The organism is Archangium sp. (genome assembly GCF_036277355.1).
Classification (GTDB): Bacteria; Myxococcota; Myxococcia; order Myxococcales; family Myxococcaceae; genus Archangium.
The window spans coordinates 91,699-105,974 of the sequence record NZ_DASUNC010000142.1; the positions used below are offsets into that span (position 1 = coordinate 91,699).

General features: G+C 70.5%; 13 protein-coding genes. 9 read left to right on the forward strand and 4 right to left on the reverse strand.

Annotated elements, in window-relative coordinates:
- Nucleotides 1–133: 133 nt before the first annotated feature.
- The gene (locus tag VFZ09_RS34775; protein ID WP_329732048.1) at nt 134–1,138 is read left to right on the forward strand and encodes a hypothetical protein; all 1,005 of its coding nucleotides are present in this window, start codon (nt 134–136) and stop codon (nt 1,136–1,138) included.
- Here VFZ09_RS34775 and VFZ09_RS34780 read toward each other — a convergent pair.
- Both VFZ09_RS34780 and VFZ09_RS34785 read right to left on the reverse strand, forming a co-directional pair.
- Nucleotides 1,135–2,349 carry a DNA polymerase IV gene (locus VFZ09_RS34780; RefSeq protein WP_329732049.1) on the reverse strand — a complete coding sequence of 405 codons (1,215 nt, stop codon included), beginning with the start codon at nt 2,347–2,349 and terminating at the stop codon, nt 1,135–1,137. The genes VFZ09_RS34775 and VFZ09_RS34780 overlap by 4 nt on opposite strands.
- Before the next feature lie 30 nt (nt 2,350–2,379).
- Complete coding sequence (locus VFZ09_RS34785) at nt 2,380–2,568, reverse strand: hypothetical protein (RefSeq protein WP_329732095.1); 189 nt, start codon at nt 2,566–2,568, stop codon at nt 2,380–2,382.
- Here VFZ09_RS34785 and VFZ09_RS34790 point away from each other — a divergent pair.
- Complete coding sequence (locus VFZ09_RS34790; protein ID WP_329732094.1) at nt 2,500–2,748, forward strand: YjbQ family protein; 249 nt, start codon at nt 2,500–2,502, stop codon at nt 2,746–2,748. The genes VFZ09_RS34785 and VFZ09_RS34790 overlap by 69 nt on opposite strands.
- On the opposite strand, the gene VFZ09_RS34795 is transcribed toward VFZ09_RS34790, so the two are convergent.
- Together VFZ09_RS34795 and VFZ09_RS34800 are read right to left on the reverse strand one after the other, a co-directional pair.
- Nucleotides 2,633–3,586 carry an RluA family pseudouridine synthase gene (locus tag VFZ09_RS34795; protein WP_329732050.1) on the reverse strand — a complete coding sequence of 318 codons (954 nt, stop codon included), beginning with the start codon at nt 3,584–3,586 and terminating at the stop codon, nt 2,633–2,635. The genes VFZ09_RS34790 and VFZ09_RS34795 overlap by 116 nt on opposite strands.
- Entirely contained in the window at nt 3,583–4,779 is a 1,197-nt protein-coding gene (locus tag VFZ09_RS34800) for a serine/threonine-protein kinase (RefSeq protein ID WP_329732051.1), read from the reverse strand. The genes VFZ09_RS34795 and VFZ09_RS34800 overlap by 4 nt, the downstream gene beginning before the upstream one ends.
- A gap of 274 nt (nt 4,780–5,053) precedes the next feature.
- On the opposite strand from VFZ09_RS34800, the gene VFZ09_RS34805 reads away from it, so the two are divergent.
- The 7 genes from VFZ09_RS34805 to VFZ09_RS34835 all read left to right on the forward strand — a co-directional run bounded on the left by VFZ09_RS34805 (nt 5,054) and on the right by VFZ09_RS34835 (nt 14,275).
- Nucleotides 5,054–5,851, forward strand: coding sequence for an isoprenyl transferase (locus VFZ09_RS34805; RefSeq protein WP_329732052.1), 798 nt, complete (start codon nt 5,054–5,056; stop codon nt 5,849–5,851).
- Nucleotides 5,848–6,675, forward strand: a complete 828-nt coding sequence (locus VFZ09_RS34810; protein ID WP_329732053.1) for a phosphatidate cytidylyltransferase — start codon at nt 5,848–5,850, stop codon at nt 6,673–6,675. The genes VFZ09_RS34805 and VFZ09_RS34810 overlap by 4 nt, the downstream gene beginning before the upstream one ends.
- An 82-nt stretch (nt 6,676–6,757) precedes the next feature.
- Nucleotides 6,758–8,389 carry an RIP metalloprotease RseP gene (gene rseP, locus VFZ09_RS34815; protein ID WP_329732054.1) on the forward strand — a complete coding sequence of 544 codons (1,632 nt, stop codon included), beginning with the start codon at nt 6,758–6,760 and terminating at the stop codon, nt 8,387–8,389.
- A 114-nt stretch (nt 8,390–8,503) separates the two neighbouring features.
- Nucleotides 8,504–8,941, forward strand: coding sequence for a septal ring lytic transglycosylase RlpA family protein (locus VFZ09_RS34820; RefSeq protein WP_329732055.1), 438 nt, complete (start codon nt 8,504–8,506; stop codon nt 8,939–8,941).
- Between the two features lie 10 nt (nt 8,942–8,951).
- A complete protein-coding gene (tsaB, locus tag VFZ09_RS34825; RefSeq protein ID WP_329732056.1) occupies nt 8,952–9,686 on the forward strand; it encodes a tRNA (adenosine(37)-N6)-threonylcarbamoyltransferase complex dimerization subunit type 1 TsaB in 735 nt (244 codons plus the stop codon).
- Between the two features lie 140 nt (nt 9,687–9,826).
- Nucleotides 9,827–12,091, forward strand: a complete 2,265-nt coding sequence (locus VFZ09_RS34830) for a protein kinase domain-containing protein (protein ID WP_329732057.1) — start codon at nt 9,827–9,829, stop codon at nt 12,089–12,091.
- 3 nt (nt 12,092–12,094) lie between these two features.
- Nucleotides 12,095–14,275: a serine/threonine protein kinase gene (locus VFZ09_RS34835; RefSeq protein WP_329732058.1), complete on the forward strand. Its 2,181-nt coding sequence runs from the start codon at nt 12,095–12,097 to the stop codon at nt 14,273–14,275.
- Nucleotide 14,276: the final 1 nt, after the last annotated feature.

Below are 14,276 nucleotides of genomic sequence, written 5' to 3' on the forward strand. Positions count from 1 at the left end.
CCCCGGCCAGAGGGGCCTGGGGGACGTGAGGGGCTGAACGATCGGCCGAGCGGGCTCCCCCCGCCTTCCTTGCGAGCGAGCGGAGGTCTCACCACCTTTGCCCTCAATGGGGCGAGGCGCCTTCTCGAGGGCGGTGCTGTTCATCGTGGCACTCTGGGGGCTCCCGTCCGGCGCCCAGGTCCTCGAGCTCTATCGGCCGCTCGCTCCCCCTCCCAGCATGCCGGAGCGTCCCGCGTTCGAGGAGCTGCTGTTCTCCTTCGCGGATCCGGATCGCGCCCTGGAGGGGGGCTTCCTCGTTCCCTCGCTCTCCCTCGCCGTGCGCTCGCGGGCCTGGGCCTTCATTCCGTCCAGGCAGTACGAGCAACGCGACGCCCTGGACACGCTGTCGCAGCCCGCGCAGGACCTGACCCTGTCCGAGCTGCCGGCGGGGCGGCACCTCGCCTCCCTGCTCGCCCTGGGCCCGGAGGGGGGGCAGGTCCGGATACGGGACCTCGGCCCCAGACTGCGCGGACCGGATAGCCCGCTCCAGAAGGGTTTTCAATCCGCGCTCGACTACTTCCACGTCCCCAAGCCGGCGGCGATGGTCTCCGCGGGTGTGGCGGTGCTCGGGCTCGTGCACCAGTTCGGCACCGCCCAGGCCAACGAGCTCGGGCTGCCCACCTCCGTGAGTGCCACCACGCTCGGCGGCACCCTGAACGGGTCCATCCAGCTGCACTCCGAGCCCCGGTTCAAGAACGCGCGCGCGGACATGTCGGCGCGCTTCCGGTTGCCGGAGCTTCCGTTGACCTCCCTCCGCTTCGAGCAGATGGAAGTGGGGTGCGCGGCCGCGCGCTCTCCCGAGGGGCTCCTGCTCGACACGCGCTGGGCCACCCTGCGCAGCCGGTTGGCCTGGCTCGAGCTGTCCATGGGTGTCCACTCCACCCATGCCGAGCCGCAGCTCTGGACGGACCTGGAGACGAGCGTGCAGCGCGAGGGCTTCAGCGTCCGGGCGGTGTTCAGCCGTCAGTGGGAGACGGCGCGCTTCCGCTCGCTGGCCACGGCCACGCTGCGCACGGGCCCGGTGTTGTCCGGGCTCTTCATGGGCCTCCAGGACAACGTGACGCGCACCTTCGGCCTGGTGGGCATGGGCTCGTTCTAGTTGGGGCGCTTCGGCTTCTGGGGGCGCGTGGGCTCCGGCTCGAGCTCCTCGGTGTCCGCGATGTCCGCCGTCGTCACCGCCTTCGTGCCGAAGCGCGCGGCGATCCGATCCAACGCCGCGTTCAGCTTGTCGCTCTTCTTCGGCTTCTCCGGCTCGCTGAACAGCCCCAGTTGCCGCGTCTCGCCTCCGCCCGTCCCCAGCTCCTGCATGGAGACGCCCGTCAGCCGCACCGGCTTGTCCTCGTGCGCCTTCTCCAGCAGCTCCTTCGCCACCCGGTAGAGCGTCTGCCCGTCATCCGTCGCGGAGGGCAGGGTGACCCGCCGGGTGATGAGCGTGAAGTCCGAGAACTTCAGCTTGAGCTGCACCACCCGGCCCTTCACGCCCGCGCGCCGCAGCCGCCGCGCCACCCGCAGCGCCTGCGAGTGCACGTGCGGGCTCAGGGCCTCCATCCCCGTCAGGTCCTCGTCGAAGGTGTCCTCGGCGCCCACGCTCTTGGCCTCGCGGTCCGGCACCACCTCGCGCGGATCGATTCCCTGCGCCAGCTCCCACAGCTGGCGTCCGCTCGCGCCCCACCGGGCCTCCATCCACGCCGCGTCCCGCTTCGCCACGTCGCCGATCGTCTCGAGCCCCGAGCGCTTCAGCGCCTCCTCCGTCTTGGGCCCCACTCCCCACAGCCGTCCCACCGGCAGCCCCGCGAGGAACGCCACCGTCTCCTCCGCCCGCACCTCCCGCTGGCCATTCGGCTTCGCCACGTCCGAGGCGATCTTCGCCACGAACTTCACCGCGGCGATTCCCGCCGACGACGGCAGGCCCGTCTCCGCCGAGATCTCCTTGCGGATCCGCCTCGCCATGTCCGCCGGGGCTCCGAAGAGTCCCACCGAGGCCGTCACGTCCAGGAAGGCCTCGTCCAGCGACAGCGGCTCGATGAGCGGCGTGTAGCGCTCGAAGATGGAGAAGACCTGCTCGCTCGCCTCGCTGTACGCGTTGAAGCGCGGCTTCACCACGATGGCGTGCGGCGCCATCTTCATCGCCCTCGCCATGGGCATCGCGCTGCGCACCCCGTACTTGCGCACCTCGTACGAGGCCGCCACCACCACCCCGCGCCGCACGTCCCCGCCGACGATCAGCGGCTTGCCCCGCAGCTCCGGGTTGTCCCGCTGCTCCACGGACGCGTAGAAGGCGTCCATGTCCACGTGGATGATGGCCCTCATCGGATTCACTCTACTGGACCTCTCTGACGCTCACTCCCCATGAAGACCCTCACCGAATACCTCACCTTCCAGACCCGCCAACGCCGGGAGCTCGTTCGCATCACCGACTCCGTCGCCGAGCTCGTCCGCAAGAGCGGCATCCAGGAAGGCATGGTGCTCGTCTCCGCCATGCACATCACCGCCGGGGTCTTCGTCAACGACGACGAGCCCGGTCTCCACGAGGACATCTGGGACTGGTTGCAGACGCTCGCCCCCCAGGGGTCAACCCGGGGGCCGGGCACCCTCACCCCGTCCCTCTCCCGGAGGGAGAGGGGATCTGGTGTTTCCCGAGAACCTCGAGGAGCTCTTGGGGGAGGGGACTCTCGACTCGCAGGGGTTGCTTCGTCACCGGGTGGGTGAGGCCCAGGGCCTTCGCGTGCAGGAAGAAGCGGCTCAGGCCGGGTTCCTCCCTGCCTCCGTAGAGGGTGTCTCCCACGATGGGCGCTCCCACCGCCGCCAGGTGCGCTCGCACCTGGTGCAGCACCCCCGTGTGGATCCGCACCTCCACCAGGCTGTACTCCCCCGCGCGTCCCAGCACCCGGAACTCCGAGCTCGCCTCCCGCGCTCCCTCGCCCCCGTCCAGCGCCGGCTCCACCCGGTCCGGGTGTCTCGGGTGGTGCCGCAGCGGCAGGTCGATCTCCCCCTCGTCCGCCAGCGGCCCCGTCACCAGCGCCCAGTAGCGCTTGTCCACCTCACGCCCGCCAAACGCCTCCCGCACCGCGCTCCACGCCTCGCGCGTGCGCGCCGCCACCATCACCCCGGATGTCTCGATGTCCAGCCGGTGGCACAGCCCGCCCTCGCGCTCGTCCTCCGACGCCTCCGCGCACTCGGGATGCCGCGCCACCAGCGCGTTGGCCACCGTGCCCGTCTCTCCCGGCTGCAGCGGGTGCGAGGGCTTGCCCGCGGGCTTGTCCACGAACACCAGCGCCTCGTCCTCGTGCAGCACCGTCAGCGGCGCCTCCGGCTCCGGCACCACCTCGCGCCGCTCCTCCGGCACCACCACCGTAATGCGCTGCCCCACGGCCACCAGCAGCCCCTTCTTCGCCGGCCGGCCTCCCACCTTCACCGCGCCCGCATCGAAGAGCTTCTTCAACTTCGCTCGCGACAGCCCCAGTGCCTCTCCGATGAAGAGGTCCACCCGCTGCCCCGCCTTGCCTTCCTCCACCACCAGCGTGTGCGTCGTTCCGGTCTCGTTCACTCGGACAGTGCCTCGTACACTTCCTCCGCCGTCTGGATCCGGTCGTCCGGTTCCTTCCGGATGAGGCGATGGGCCACCCGCGCCAGCTGGGGATCTCCCCTCTGGTTGATGGCCAGCACGGGCGGGGGCTCGGTTTCCAACACCTTGTGCCACAAGTCGACCGGCGACTTCGCGTCAAAAGGCGGCCGGCCCGTCATCAACTCGTAGAGGATGACGCCCAGGCTGTAGAGGTCCGCCCGTCCGTCCAGCGGCTCGCCCAGAATCTGCTCCGGCGGCATGTAGCGGAACGTCCCCACCATCCTCCCGTCCAGCGTCATCCCCGCGTCGTCCGCCAGGAACTTCGCCAGGCCGAAGTCCATCAGCCGCACCTGCCGGTCCTCGTCCACCATGATGTTGGACGGCTTCAGGTCCCGGTGCACCAGTCCGTGCGCGTGGATGTACGCCAGCGCCTCGCACACCTGCAGCAGCGCGTCCTTCAGGCGGCCCACCCGCTCCGGCCGGTTCAGCTCCTCCAGCCGCGCCGCCGACTCCCGCTTCACCATCACCGTCTCGGGCGCCCCCATGTCGTAGGGCAGGTCGAACTCCATGGAATCCATCTCGTCCGAGTCCGAGCCCAGCCACGGATCCATCGCCACCGGCAGCCGCGCCGCCGAGCCGGACGTGCCGAAGCGCATCCCGCCCGAGCCCCCCGACACCATCTCCTCGCTCGGCGCCTCCTCGGCGAAGGCCGACAGATCGAACAGCTCGCCGCCGTCCTCCGAGTCCGCCTCCCGGCTCGCCGAGGCCGGAGCCTGGGGGCGCCGGAACGAGCCCGAGTCCGAGAGCGAGCCCGGAATCGAGCTGGAGAGGGAGCCGGACGAGCCGCTCAGGGACGACACCAGCTGATCGCCCTTGAGCGACAGGTAGTCGCGCAGCGTCAGCCCCTCGATGAGCTCCATCACCAGGTAGGGCGAGCTCTGGTACACGCCGGTGTCGTACACCTTGACGACGTTGGGATGGGACAGGTCCTCGAGGGCCTCGAACTCGCGCACCAGGCGCTTCGCGGCCCGCGAGTCCATCGCCGGACCGCCCGACAGCAGCTTGAGCGCCACCGGCTCGTTCGTCCTGTCGTCCAGGGCCCGGTAGACGGTCCCGATTCCACCACTTCCGAGTGTCTCGAGGACGCGATAGGGACCGATGACTTTGGGACGCATCAAGTCGTCGATCCTAGATACCCTGTCGGGTCAGGGTCAAACGCCCGCCTGGAGGAGATGGGTGTTGAATGACCGTCATCCGGGCATTCCCCCTGCTCATGGGGCCCGGTAGCCAGGGTGGGGTAGGTCCAGCACTCACTGACAGCCGGGGAGTTGCGCTGGGGCGGGCCGGTGCCGTTCCACCCGGCGGCGCGACCGCTCGGGCCACGGGGGCGACCACTCCCGCACACGCCCGTGGACGTGGAGGGGTGGTGCCTCTACATTGCGCAGCCTCATGGAACGCCCTGTGTCACCGCCCTCTGTGGCTGCTCTCGAGCGACTCGTCCAGGAACGGCCCCTGCCGCGCCACGTGGGTATCATCATGGATGGCAACGGCCGGTGGGCGGAGATGCGCGGCCTGCCCCGCGTGGAGGGCCACCGCGAGGGTTCCACCAGTGTGCGCGAGGTCACCCGCTGCGCCCGGCGCGTGGGCGTCCAGGCCCTCACCCTCTACGCCTTCTCCTCGCAGAACTGGGCCCGCCCCGCCGAGGAGGTGGCCGCCCTGATGGACCTGCTGCGCGAGTACCTCGAGAGCGAGCGCGCGGAGATTTTGGAGAACGGCATCCGCCTCAACGCCATTGGCGAGGTGGAGAAGCTGCCGCGCTTCGTGAAGGAGCCGTTGGACCGGCTGCGGGCGGACTCGGCGAACAACACGGGGATGGTGCTGACGCTGGCACTGTCCTATGGCGGACGCGAGGAGCTGGCCCAGGCGGCGCGCCGCATGGCCGAGGCCGCCTGCAAGGGCGAGCTGACGCCGGCCCAGCTGGATACCCAGACCTTCGAGTCCTACCTCTGGACGAATGGGCTGCCCCCGCTGGACCTGGTGGTGCGCACCAGCGGCGAGCAGCGCATCTCCAACTTCCTGCTCTGGCAGCTGGCGTACGCGGAGCTGTGCTTCAGCGACGTCCTCTGGCCGGACTTCCGGACCGAGGCCTTCCTGCGCTGCCTGGCTCAATACCAGCAACGCGAGCGGCGCTTCGGTCTCACCTCCGCGCAAGTGAAGCGAGAGGACTCCCACCGGGCCAAGGCGTGAACGAGAAGAACAAGAACCTCGTCATCCGGACTGTTTCGGCGCTCACCCTGCTGCCGCTGGTGATCTTCCTGTTGTTCAAGGGAGGTCTGTACAGCGCGGCCCTGTTGAGCGTCGCCGCCGCCATTTGCGCCAGTGAGTACTACCTCATCACCCAGAAGACGCTCTCACCGGCGGCCTGGGTGGGGATCGTGCTCGCGGGCGTGCTGCCCGTTTTGACGCTCAAGGAGCCCGAGCGCACGGGGGCCGGCGCCTTCTGGATCCTGGTCTTCTATCTCATCTTCGCCTTCACCTATCACCTCATCCGGGGCCCGCTGCAGGACGCGCCCATGCGGGTGGCCCACCTGGTGACGGGCATGCTGTACGGCTCGGTGGGACTGACCTCCGTGGCCGCCCTGCGGCTGATGCCGGACGGCATGGCGTGGTCCATCTCCGCGCTCGTCATCACCTGGTCCAACGACACGTCCGCCTACTTCGCCGGCCGCTTCCTCGGCCGCCACAAGCTCTACCCCGAGGTCAGCCCCAACAAGACCTGGGAGGGCTTCTTCGGCGGCATGCTGGGCTCGGTGGTGGGCATGTTCATCACCCGGGGTTTCTTCTATCCCATGCTCACGGTGACGGACTGTCTGGTGCTGGGAATTTTCGGCGGGATTCTCGGTCCCATCGGGGACCTGTGCGAGTCCATGCTCAAGCGGGCCTACGGGGTGAAGGATTCCGGTGTGGCCATTCCGGGCCATGGCGGCATCCTGGACCGCATCGACGCGCTGCTGTTCAACGCGCCGCTGGTGTTCGTCTACGTGACCTTCATCCGCGGGCTGCTTCCGTAGCGGCCGCCGATTGTCCGGTCGGCAGGACCGCGGGCCGCGATGCGCATTGTCGGGCATGAGTCCCACGGTTAGTGTTGGCACCATGCTTCAAGGTCCCGGTCTGTTCATCGTCCTGCTCGGCGTGCTCATCACGGTTCATGAGCTGGGCCACTTCCTCGTGGCCAAGGCCTGCGGGGTGAAGGTCATCCGCTTCTCCATCGGGTTCGGGCCGAAGCTGTTCGGCTTCACCAAGGGGGAGACGGAGTACCAGGTGGCCCTGCTGCCCCTGGGCGGCTACGTGAAGATGGCCGGGGACACCCCCCACGAGGAGCTGAGCCCCGAGGACGCCCAGCGCGGCTTCCTCAACGCCGCCCCGTGGAAGCGCGCCCTCATCGTGGTGGCCGGGCCCGTCTTCAACCTGGTCTTCCCCGTCCTCATCTACTTCTTCGTCTTCTTCGGGCCGCACGAGACCATCTCCACCCGCGTGGGGTACGTGGACCCGGCCATGCCCGCGGCCGCCGCCGGCATCCGGCCCGGAGACCGCATCGTCGCCGTGGACGGGGACAAGGTCCGCACCTTCGAGGAGATGCGCGAGGCCTTCATCGGCCGCTTCGACCGCTCCATCCCCCTCACCATCGAGCGCGATGGGAAGCAGCAGATCGTCAACGTGACGCCCAACCGCATCGTCGAGTCCTCTCCGGTGGACTCGGTGGAGCGGGGGCAGATTGGCGTGGCGCACACCAACCGGCCCGCCGTGGTGGGCGTGCCCCCGGGCTCGCCAGCCGCGCAGGCCGGGCTGAAGACCTTTGACCGCATCCTGTCCATCAACGGGGTGGCCATCCCCGACGAGGCCGCGCTCAACGAGCAGCTGGCGAAGATGGAGGGGACGCTGGAGCTCACCGTGCAGCGCATGGATCCGGTGCCGGTCGGCGTGGTGACGGGGCATGCGCCCTCCGTGCACAAGGTGACGGTACAGAAGCAGCCCGGCGCCGAGGGTTTCGCCGCCCTGGGGGTGCATCCCTCGGACATGTACGTGGGCTCCGTGTTCCCGGACAGCCCGGCGCAGAAGGCCGGTCTGCGGGTGGGGGATCAGCTCGTCTCCTTCAACGGTGAGCCGCTGAATTCGTTCAACGTCCTGGCCGGCAAGCTCAGCACCCTGAAGGAGCAGTCCTTCCAGCTCGGCTGGCGCTCCGCGGACGGTCAGGAGCGCACGCAGACGATTGCCCAGGCCAACCACACCAGCAAGGACGAGATGGGCCAGGAGTCCTCCCGGCTCGAGCTGGGTCTGCGGCCCTGGTTGCCCTCCTCGGCGGAGCTGCTGCCCACGGACAAGGTGACGGTGACGCTCGGGGTGGGCGAGGCGCTGCGCGAGGCCGCTACGGTGGTTCCGAAGATCGTCGGGCAGATGGTGAAGGTGATTGGTGGGCTCGTGACGGGCCAGGTGTCGCACAAGACGCTCGGCGGACCGGTGATGATGTACCAGCTGGCCTCCAAGAGCGTGGACCAGGGGTTGGACTACTTCCTCAACCTGATGGCCATCATCTCCATCAACCTGGGCGTGATGAACCTGCTGCCCATCCCCATCCTCGATGGTTTCCACCTGCTGTCCGCCTTCTGGGAAGGCATCCGCCGCCGCCCCATTCCGGTGCGCGTGCGCGAGGTGGCCAACGTCGTCGGCCTCGTGCTGCTGATGGCGCTGATGGGCATGGCGTTGATCAACGACATCACCCGCTGAGCCCCGTCCGCGAAGGTGTGCCCCGGAGAAAAGTGCTGACACCGCGGCCATTTCCCCTCTCCCGAGGGGAGAGGGGATATCGGTCACATTCCTGAGAAGGATTCGTGAGGTGCGATGCGACGGTTGCTCGTGGGGTTGATGGTGGGGCTGGGGTTGTTGGTGGGCTGTGCACCGCGTGCCGCCCGGCCCACGAGGGATGACGAGGACCGCGAGGTGGTTCGGCCGGAGAAGCCACCCCCCGCGCGCGCCTGGCTGGAGGAGGGGCTCGCCTCGTACTACGGCCCCGGACTGGCCGGCCGGCCCACCGCCAGCGGCGAGAAGTTCAACCCCCAGAAGTTCACCGCCGCCCACAAGAAGCTGCCCTTCGGCGCGTGCCTGCGCGTGGTGAACATGGAGAACGGGCGCTCGGTGGAGGTGCGTGTCAACGACCGGGGGCCCTTCGTCCGGGGACGGGTGGTGGACGTGTCGCTCGCCGCGGCGAAGCAGCTGGGCATGCTGGACAAGGGGCTGGCCCGGGTTCGCCTCTACCGCTGCGCGGACAAGACCGGGTAGAAGCCTCCCCATGTTCCTCGCGCTCGATACCTCCACCCTCACGTTGTCGCTGGCCCTCGTGGAGCGGGAAGGGGAGGGTGTGCGTGTCCTCGAGCACGTGGTGGTGGGCCCTCCGAAGAAGCAGAGCGAGGCGCTGCCCGGCATCGTCGGCGAGCTGCTCGCCCGGCACGGCGTGGCGCTGAAGTCCCTGGAGGGCATGGCCATCGGCCTCGGCCCGGGCTCCTTCACCGGCCTGCGCATCGGCCTGTCCTGCGTGAAGGGGCTGGCGTATGCGGCGGGCCTCAAGGTGGCCGGGGCCTCCTCGCTCGCGGCCATTGCCCTGGAGGGCCCCGAGGATCCCCCCCTCTTCGCCCTCGCCGTAGCGCGCAAGGATGACCTCTACCTGGGGCCCTACCGGCGCGTGGGCCAGCGGGTGGAGGCCCTGGGGCCCGAGGAGGCGATGAGCCCGGAGGAGGTGGCCGCGCGCATGGCCGCCGAGCCCGAGGCGCTCGCGCTGGGACCCGCACTGCCCGAGTACCGCGCGGCCCTGGAAGCCCAGGGCGTGGCGCCCTCGCGGCTGCTGAGCGCGCCCTCCTTCCCCTCGGCGGTGGCGCTGGCCTCGCTGGTGCGCTTCCCCGAGACGCAGCCCCTGGAGGCCCTCTTCGCCTTGGAGCCGCACTACGTCCGCGCCTCCGAGCCCGAGCGCAACCCCAAGTTCCCCCCGCTGCCCGGGCCTCCGCCCACCGCGCGCCTCAAGGAGGACTGAGGGTGTAACCGCGAGGGGTCCTCGCGCCGCCGGGGTAGACTGTCCCGGCCGTGAGCGCCCCCGCCCCCCGTTCCGCCTCCGACGCGTCTCTTCCCTCGCACTGCCCGCTCTGTGAAGGCGAGCTGGCGGAAGGACGGTGCGTGCTCTGCAGCGCCGCGGCCATGCCCGGAGGCTACCGGGTGCTGCGCCTCCTCTCGCAGAGCCCCCATGGCCGGCTCTACGTCGCGCAGGCGCCCGGCGGCGGACAGGTGGCCCTCAAGGAGCTCGTCTTCTCGCTGGTGCCCGAGGCTCGGCAGCTCGAGGACTTCGAGCGCGAGGCCCGCCTGCTGCGCCAGGTCTCCCATCCGCGCATCCCCCGCTTCGTGGACTCCTTCCAGGAGGGCAGTGGCGTCCACACGCGCCTCTACCTCGCCCAGGAGCTCATCCAGGGGACCTCCCTGCGCGACCTGCTCCGCAAGCGCCGCCTCCGTGACGAGGAGGCCTTCGAGGTGGCCCGGCAGGTGCTCGACGTCCTGCGCTACCTGCACGAGCTGTCGCCGCGCATCGTCCACCGCGACGTGAAGCCCGCCAACCTCGTGCGCCGCGACGATGGGGCCGTGTTCCTCGTCGACTTCGGCGCCGCGAGAGATCTCTTCGGCTCGGGCACGGCCGGCGCCACCATGGTGGGCACCTTCGGGTACATGCCCCCGGAGCAGCTCGGCGGGACGCTCGACGAGACGTGCGACCTCTACGCGCTGGGCGCCTCGCTGCTGCACCTGCTCAGCGGCAGGTCTCCCGAGGAGATGCTCGCGTCGGACCTCTCGCTGGACGTCGCGGCCCATGCCTTCGTCTCTCCGCGCATGGAGCGCTTCCTCCTCAAGCTCATCGCGCGCGACCCGGCCGAACGCTTCCGCTCCGCGCTCGATGCGCAGCTCGCGCTGGAGTCGTCCTCGGGGGACAACCAGCCGGTGCCCCTCTGGCGCCGTGCCACCCTTCCGGTGCTCGCGTTGGGTGCCGTGGTGGCCATCACCGTGTGGGCCGCGCGTCCGTCCGCCAGGGCTCCCGATGCTCCACCCGAGGCGAGCCCTCCAGTGACCGAGCCCGTGAAGGTGGAGCCACCCCGTCCCGCTCCGTGGGAGCCGCACCTGCCGCTGCTGCCGGACTTCCCTCCGCACGCGCGCTGGCGGTTCGACGAGGACGACCCCGTGCTGCGCAAGACGCAGGGCGAGGACCCCACCCTGACGCGCCTCGCGCGCGACGATCAGCGGCGCTTCGACCTCGCCACGCCCGTGGGCATGCGCGACACCGGCCTGCGGGGCAGCGCGCTCCGGCTCGGGCAGTCGCTCACCGTGGAGGTGGTGCGGGACTCCGCGAGCGCGGGCTCCGAGCAGCCCTTCGTCATGGAGGGGCTCGAGGAGGGCTCGCTCTCCGTCTGGCTGCGGCGCAACGCCTTCCTGGACACGCTGGGAACGGTGGTCGCCTCGAAGGGCACCTCCGGTGGCGGTAGCCCCGCGGGCCCGCACCTCGAGCTCGTCGTCAACGGCGGGCACCTGGAGTTCAGCGCCGAGGGCTCCCGGTGGCTCAAGCCGCGCGTGCGGCTCGCGCCGGACGTCTTCCACCATGTCGTGGCCACCTGGGGGAAGAATGGGACGCGCCTGTACATCGGTGGCCGGCTCGTGGCCGAGGACCCCACGCCCGTGCTCGCTTCCCGTCAGGGCCAGACGCTCTGGCTCGGCAGGAACCCGCTGGAGCCGGACGCGAGCGCGCCGCCCCGGGTGTCCCTCGATGACCTGACCCTCTATCGCGGCGTGCTGCCCGAGGAGGCGGTGGCGGCGCTCGCGGCCCTGGAGCAGGGGAGCCCCGGCGCGGCGGGCGAGTACACCCCGGAGCCGCCGCTCTTCTCCGAGGACTTCTTCCGCGGACTCCGCCGGTGGGAGCCGCAGCCGCTCCCCGAGGGCGTGGAGCAGGAGTTCACGCTCGTCGAGGAGGCGGGGAACCCGCACCTGTCGCTCTTCCATGCGGGCCCCGGGACGGAGCGGGGCGTCTTCCTGGTGACGCAGCCCCGGGAGCACGGCGTCTACCGGGCGAGCCGCTTGTGGCTCGAGCTGGACGTGCAGCTGACGCGGAACGCACCGGGCGCGGGCCTGTCCCTCTGGATGAGCTTCCATATGGAGTCCAGCCCCGGGACGAAGGCGCTCTTCGTGGAGCTGGGCTCTCTTCCGGCGCAGTCCGCCCTCCGTGGAGACACCGCCGTGCACTTCGTGCCGGTCCGCCCGGGCAAGTGGCAGCACGTGAAGGTGGAGCTCAACGAGCTGCTCGTCCCGTTCAAGGCAGGGCCCATCCGGGCCGTGAAGAGCATCGCGATCCTCGGGTATGGCGCGAGCGTCGAGGGCGCCATCGACAATGTCACCCTGGTGGAGGAGTAGGGCGTGAGCGCTCCCGTTGGCAGTGCCCCCGGCTCGTGCGTGGCGTGTGCCCGTCCCTGTGCGGAGCCTCGCTGCTCCTTCTGTGGTGCCGCGCGGGCTCCGGGCGGGCTGCGGGTGCAGCGGGTCCTCTCGCAGAGCGTGCATGGCCGGCTGTACCTGGCGCTCGATGCCGAGGGCCGCTCCGTGGCCATCAAGGAGCTCGTCTTCGCGCACGCGCCGGACGCGGACAAGGTGGAGGCCTTCGAGCGCGAGTCCCGCCTGCTCCAGGCGCTCTCCCATCCGAACATCCCCCGGCTCCACGCCTCCTTCGCCGAGGGCGAGGGCGCCCAGGCCCGCTTCTACCTGGTGCAGGACTACGTCTCCGGCGAGTCGCTGGCGGCGCGCCTGGAGCACCACCGCTTCGACGAGGCCGAGGCGCGGAAGATCGCCCGCGAGGTGCTGCGCATCCTCGGCTTCCTGCACTCGCGCCAGCCGCCCGTGCTCCACCGCGACGTCAAGCCGGCCAACCTCATCCGGCGCGAGGACGGTCACATCGTCCTGGTGGACTTCGGCTCGGCCCGGGCGCTGCGCGAGGGCCGCACGCACGAGGCCACGCTCAACGGCACCTTCGGCTACATGGCCCCGGAGCAGCTCGGGGGCAGCGTCTCGCCGGTGAGTGATTTGTATGCGCTCGGGGCCTCGCTGCTGCACCTGCTCAGCCGGCGCCCGCCGGAGACGCTGCTCAGCGGAGACTGGGAGCTGGTCTTCACGCGGGAGATCCACGTGTCCGAGCAGTTCCGGGCCTTCCTCCGGAAGCTCGTGGCGCGCAGGCCCGAGGACCGTTTCCCCAGTGCCGCGGATGCCCTGCTGGCGCTCGATGCGCCCCTGCCGAAGACCGCTCCACGCTGGCCCCTGGCCGCCGCCGGAGCCGCGCTGGCCGTGGGCGTCGTGGCCTTCGTGTCGGCGAAACGCGAGCCCGCGCCCGCTCCGGCCGTGGTGGCCGCCCCGCGAGCGCCGCCGAAGCCCGTGGAGTCTTCCAGGCCCACGGAGTCTCCGGAGCCGCCCGCACAGGAGTCACCCTCCGGGGAGACGCCGGCCGGCAAGGTGCTGGCCCACTGGTCCTTCGAGGACTCCGGCAGGGCGCTCCTGTTCCAGAGCGCGGAGCGAGGGCCCGCGTTGAAGCCGTTGGAGGTGGACCTGGTGCCAGGAGCGCGGGGACGGGGCGTGCTCCTGGGGGGCACGGGCTCGCTCGGGGTGGTGCGGGAAGAAGGGCACCCGGGGTTCGCGATTCCGTCCGAGGGGGCCCTGTCCCTGTGGCTCAGCCGCGAGCGGCCGGGCGCCGGTCCCGTGCTGACGGCGTACGCGGGCATCCAGCGCACGCTCCAACTCCGGCTGGACGAGTCGGGACGGCTGACGTTCGCAGTGGGCCCGCGCGAGCTGGTGTCTCCCCAGCCGCTGGAGCTGGGCCGCTTCATGTACGTCGCGCTGGAGTGGGGCGCCACCGGCATGCGCCTCTGGGTGGAGGGGGGGCGCGTGGCGGAGGACGTGGAGCCCGTGCCGGAGGGCGGGCTCGGTGAGGGACTGCGCATCGGCTGGGATGCCCTGGTGCCCGGCGAGCTGGCTCCGGCGATGGCCCTGGATGAAGTACGTCTGCGGACCGGCCCGGTGCCTTCCGAGACCTGGTCTCGTGAGGCCGGGGACCTCGGACGGGACGGCCGTGTCTTCTCTCCTTCGCGCACCTCCTCCCCGGAGCCGGTCCGGCCGAGCCGGTCGCACGACACTCCTTCCGTGGAGCTGCGGCTGGAGACGCCTGGAGACATCGATCTCTCCCAGCACAAGCAATGGTTGGGGAGCTCGTCGGACTGCCTTCGGGGTGCGCGGCTCGCGCTGGAGGGGGTGGAGGTCGTCACGGGCGAGAAGGTGCATCTCCTCGCGTCCTTCTCCTTCAGCACCCGCACACGGTGCGGCCTGAGCCTCCCGCTCTTCCTGGAGGACGAGGAGGGAGGACAGTCGAGAAACGCGCATCTCCTCTTCCAGCTGGAGCGCGGGGGCGTGGAGCACGCCCGCGGCGAGTTCACCTTCTCCGAGGGCGAGCGGTACGGCGTGCTGGGAATCGGCTCTCGCTCCGCGCCGCTCGCGAAGTTCCGGATCGACTGGGAGACGCTCGGCGTGCGGCGCGTCTCCCCGCTGGAGCGGAAGGATTGAG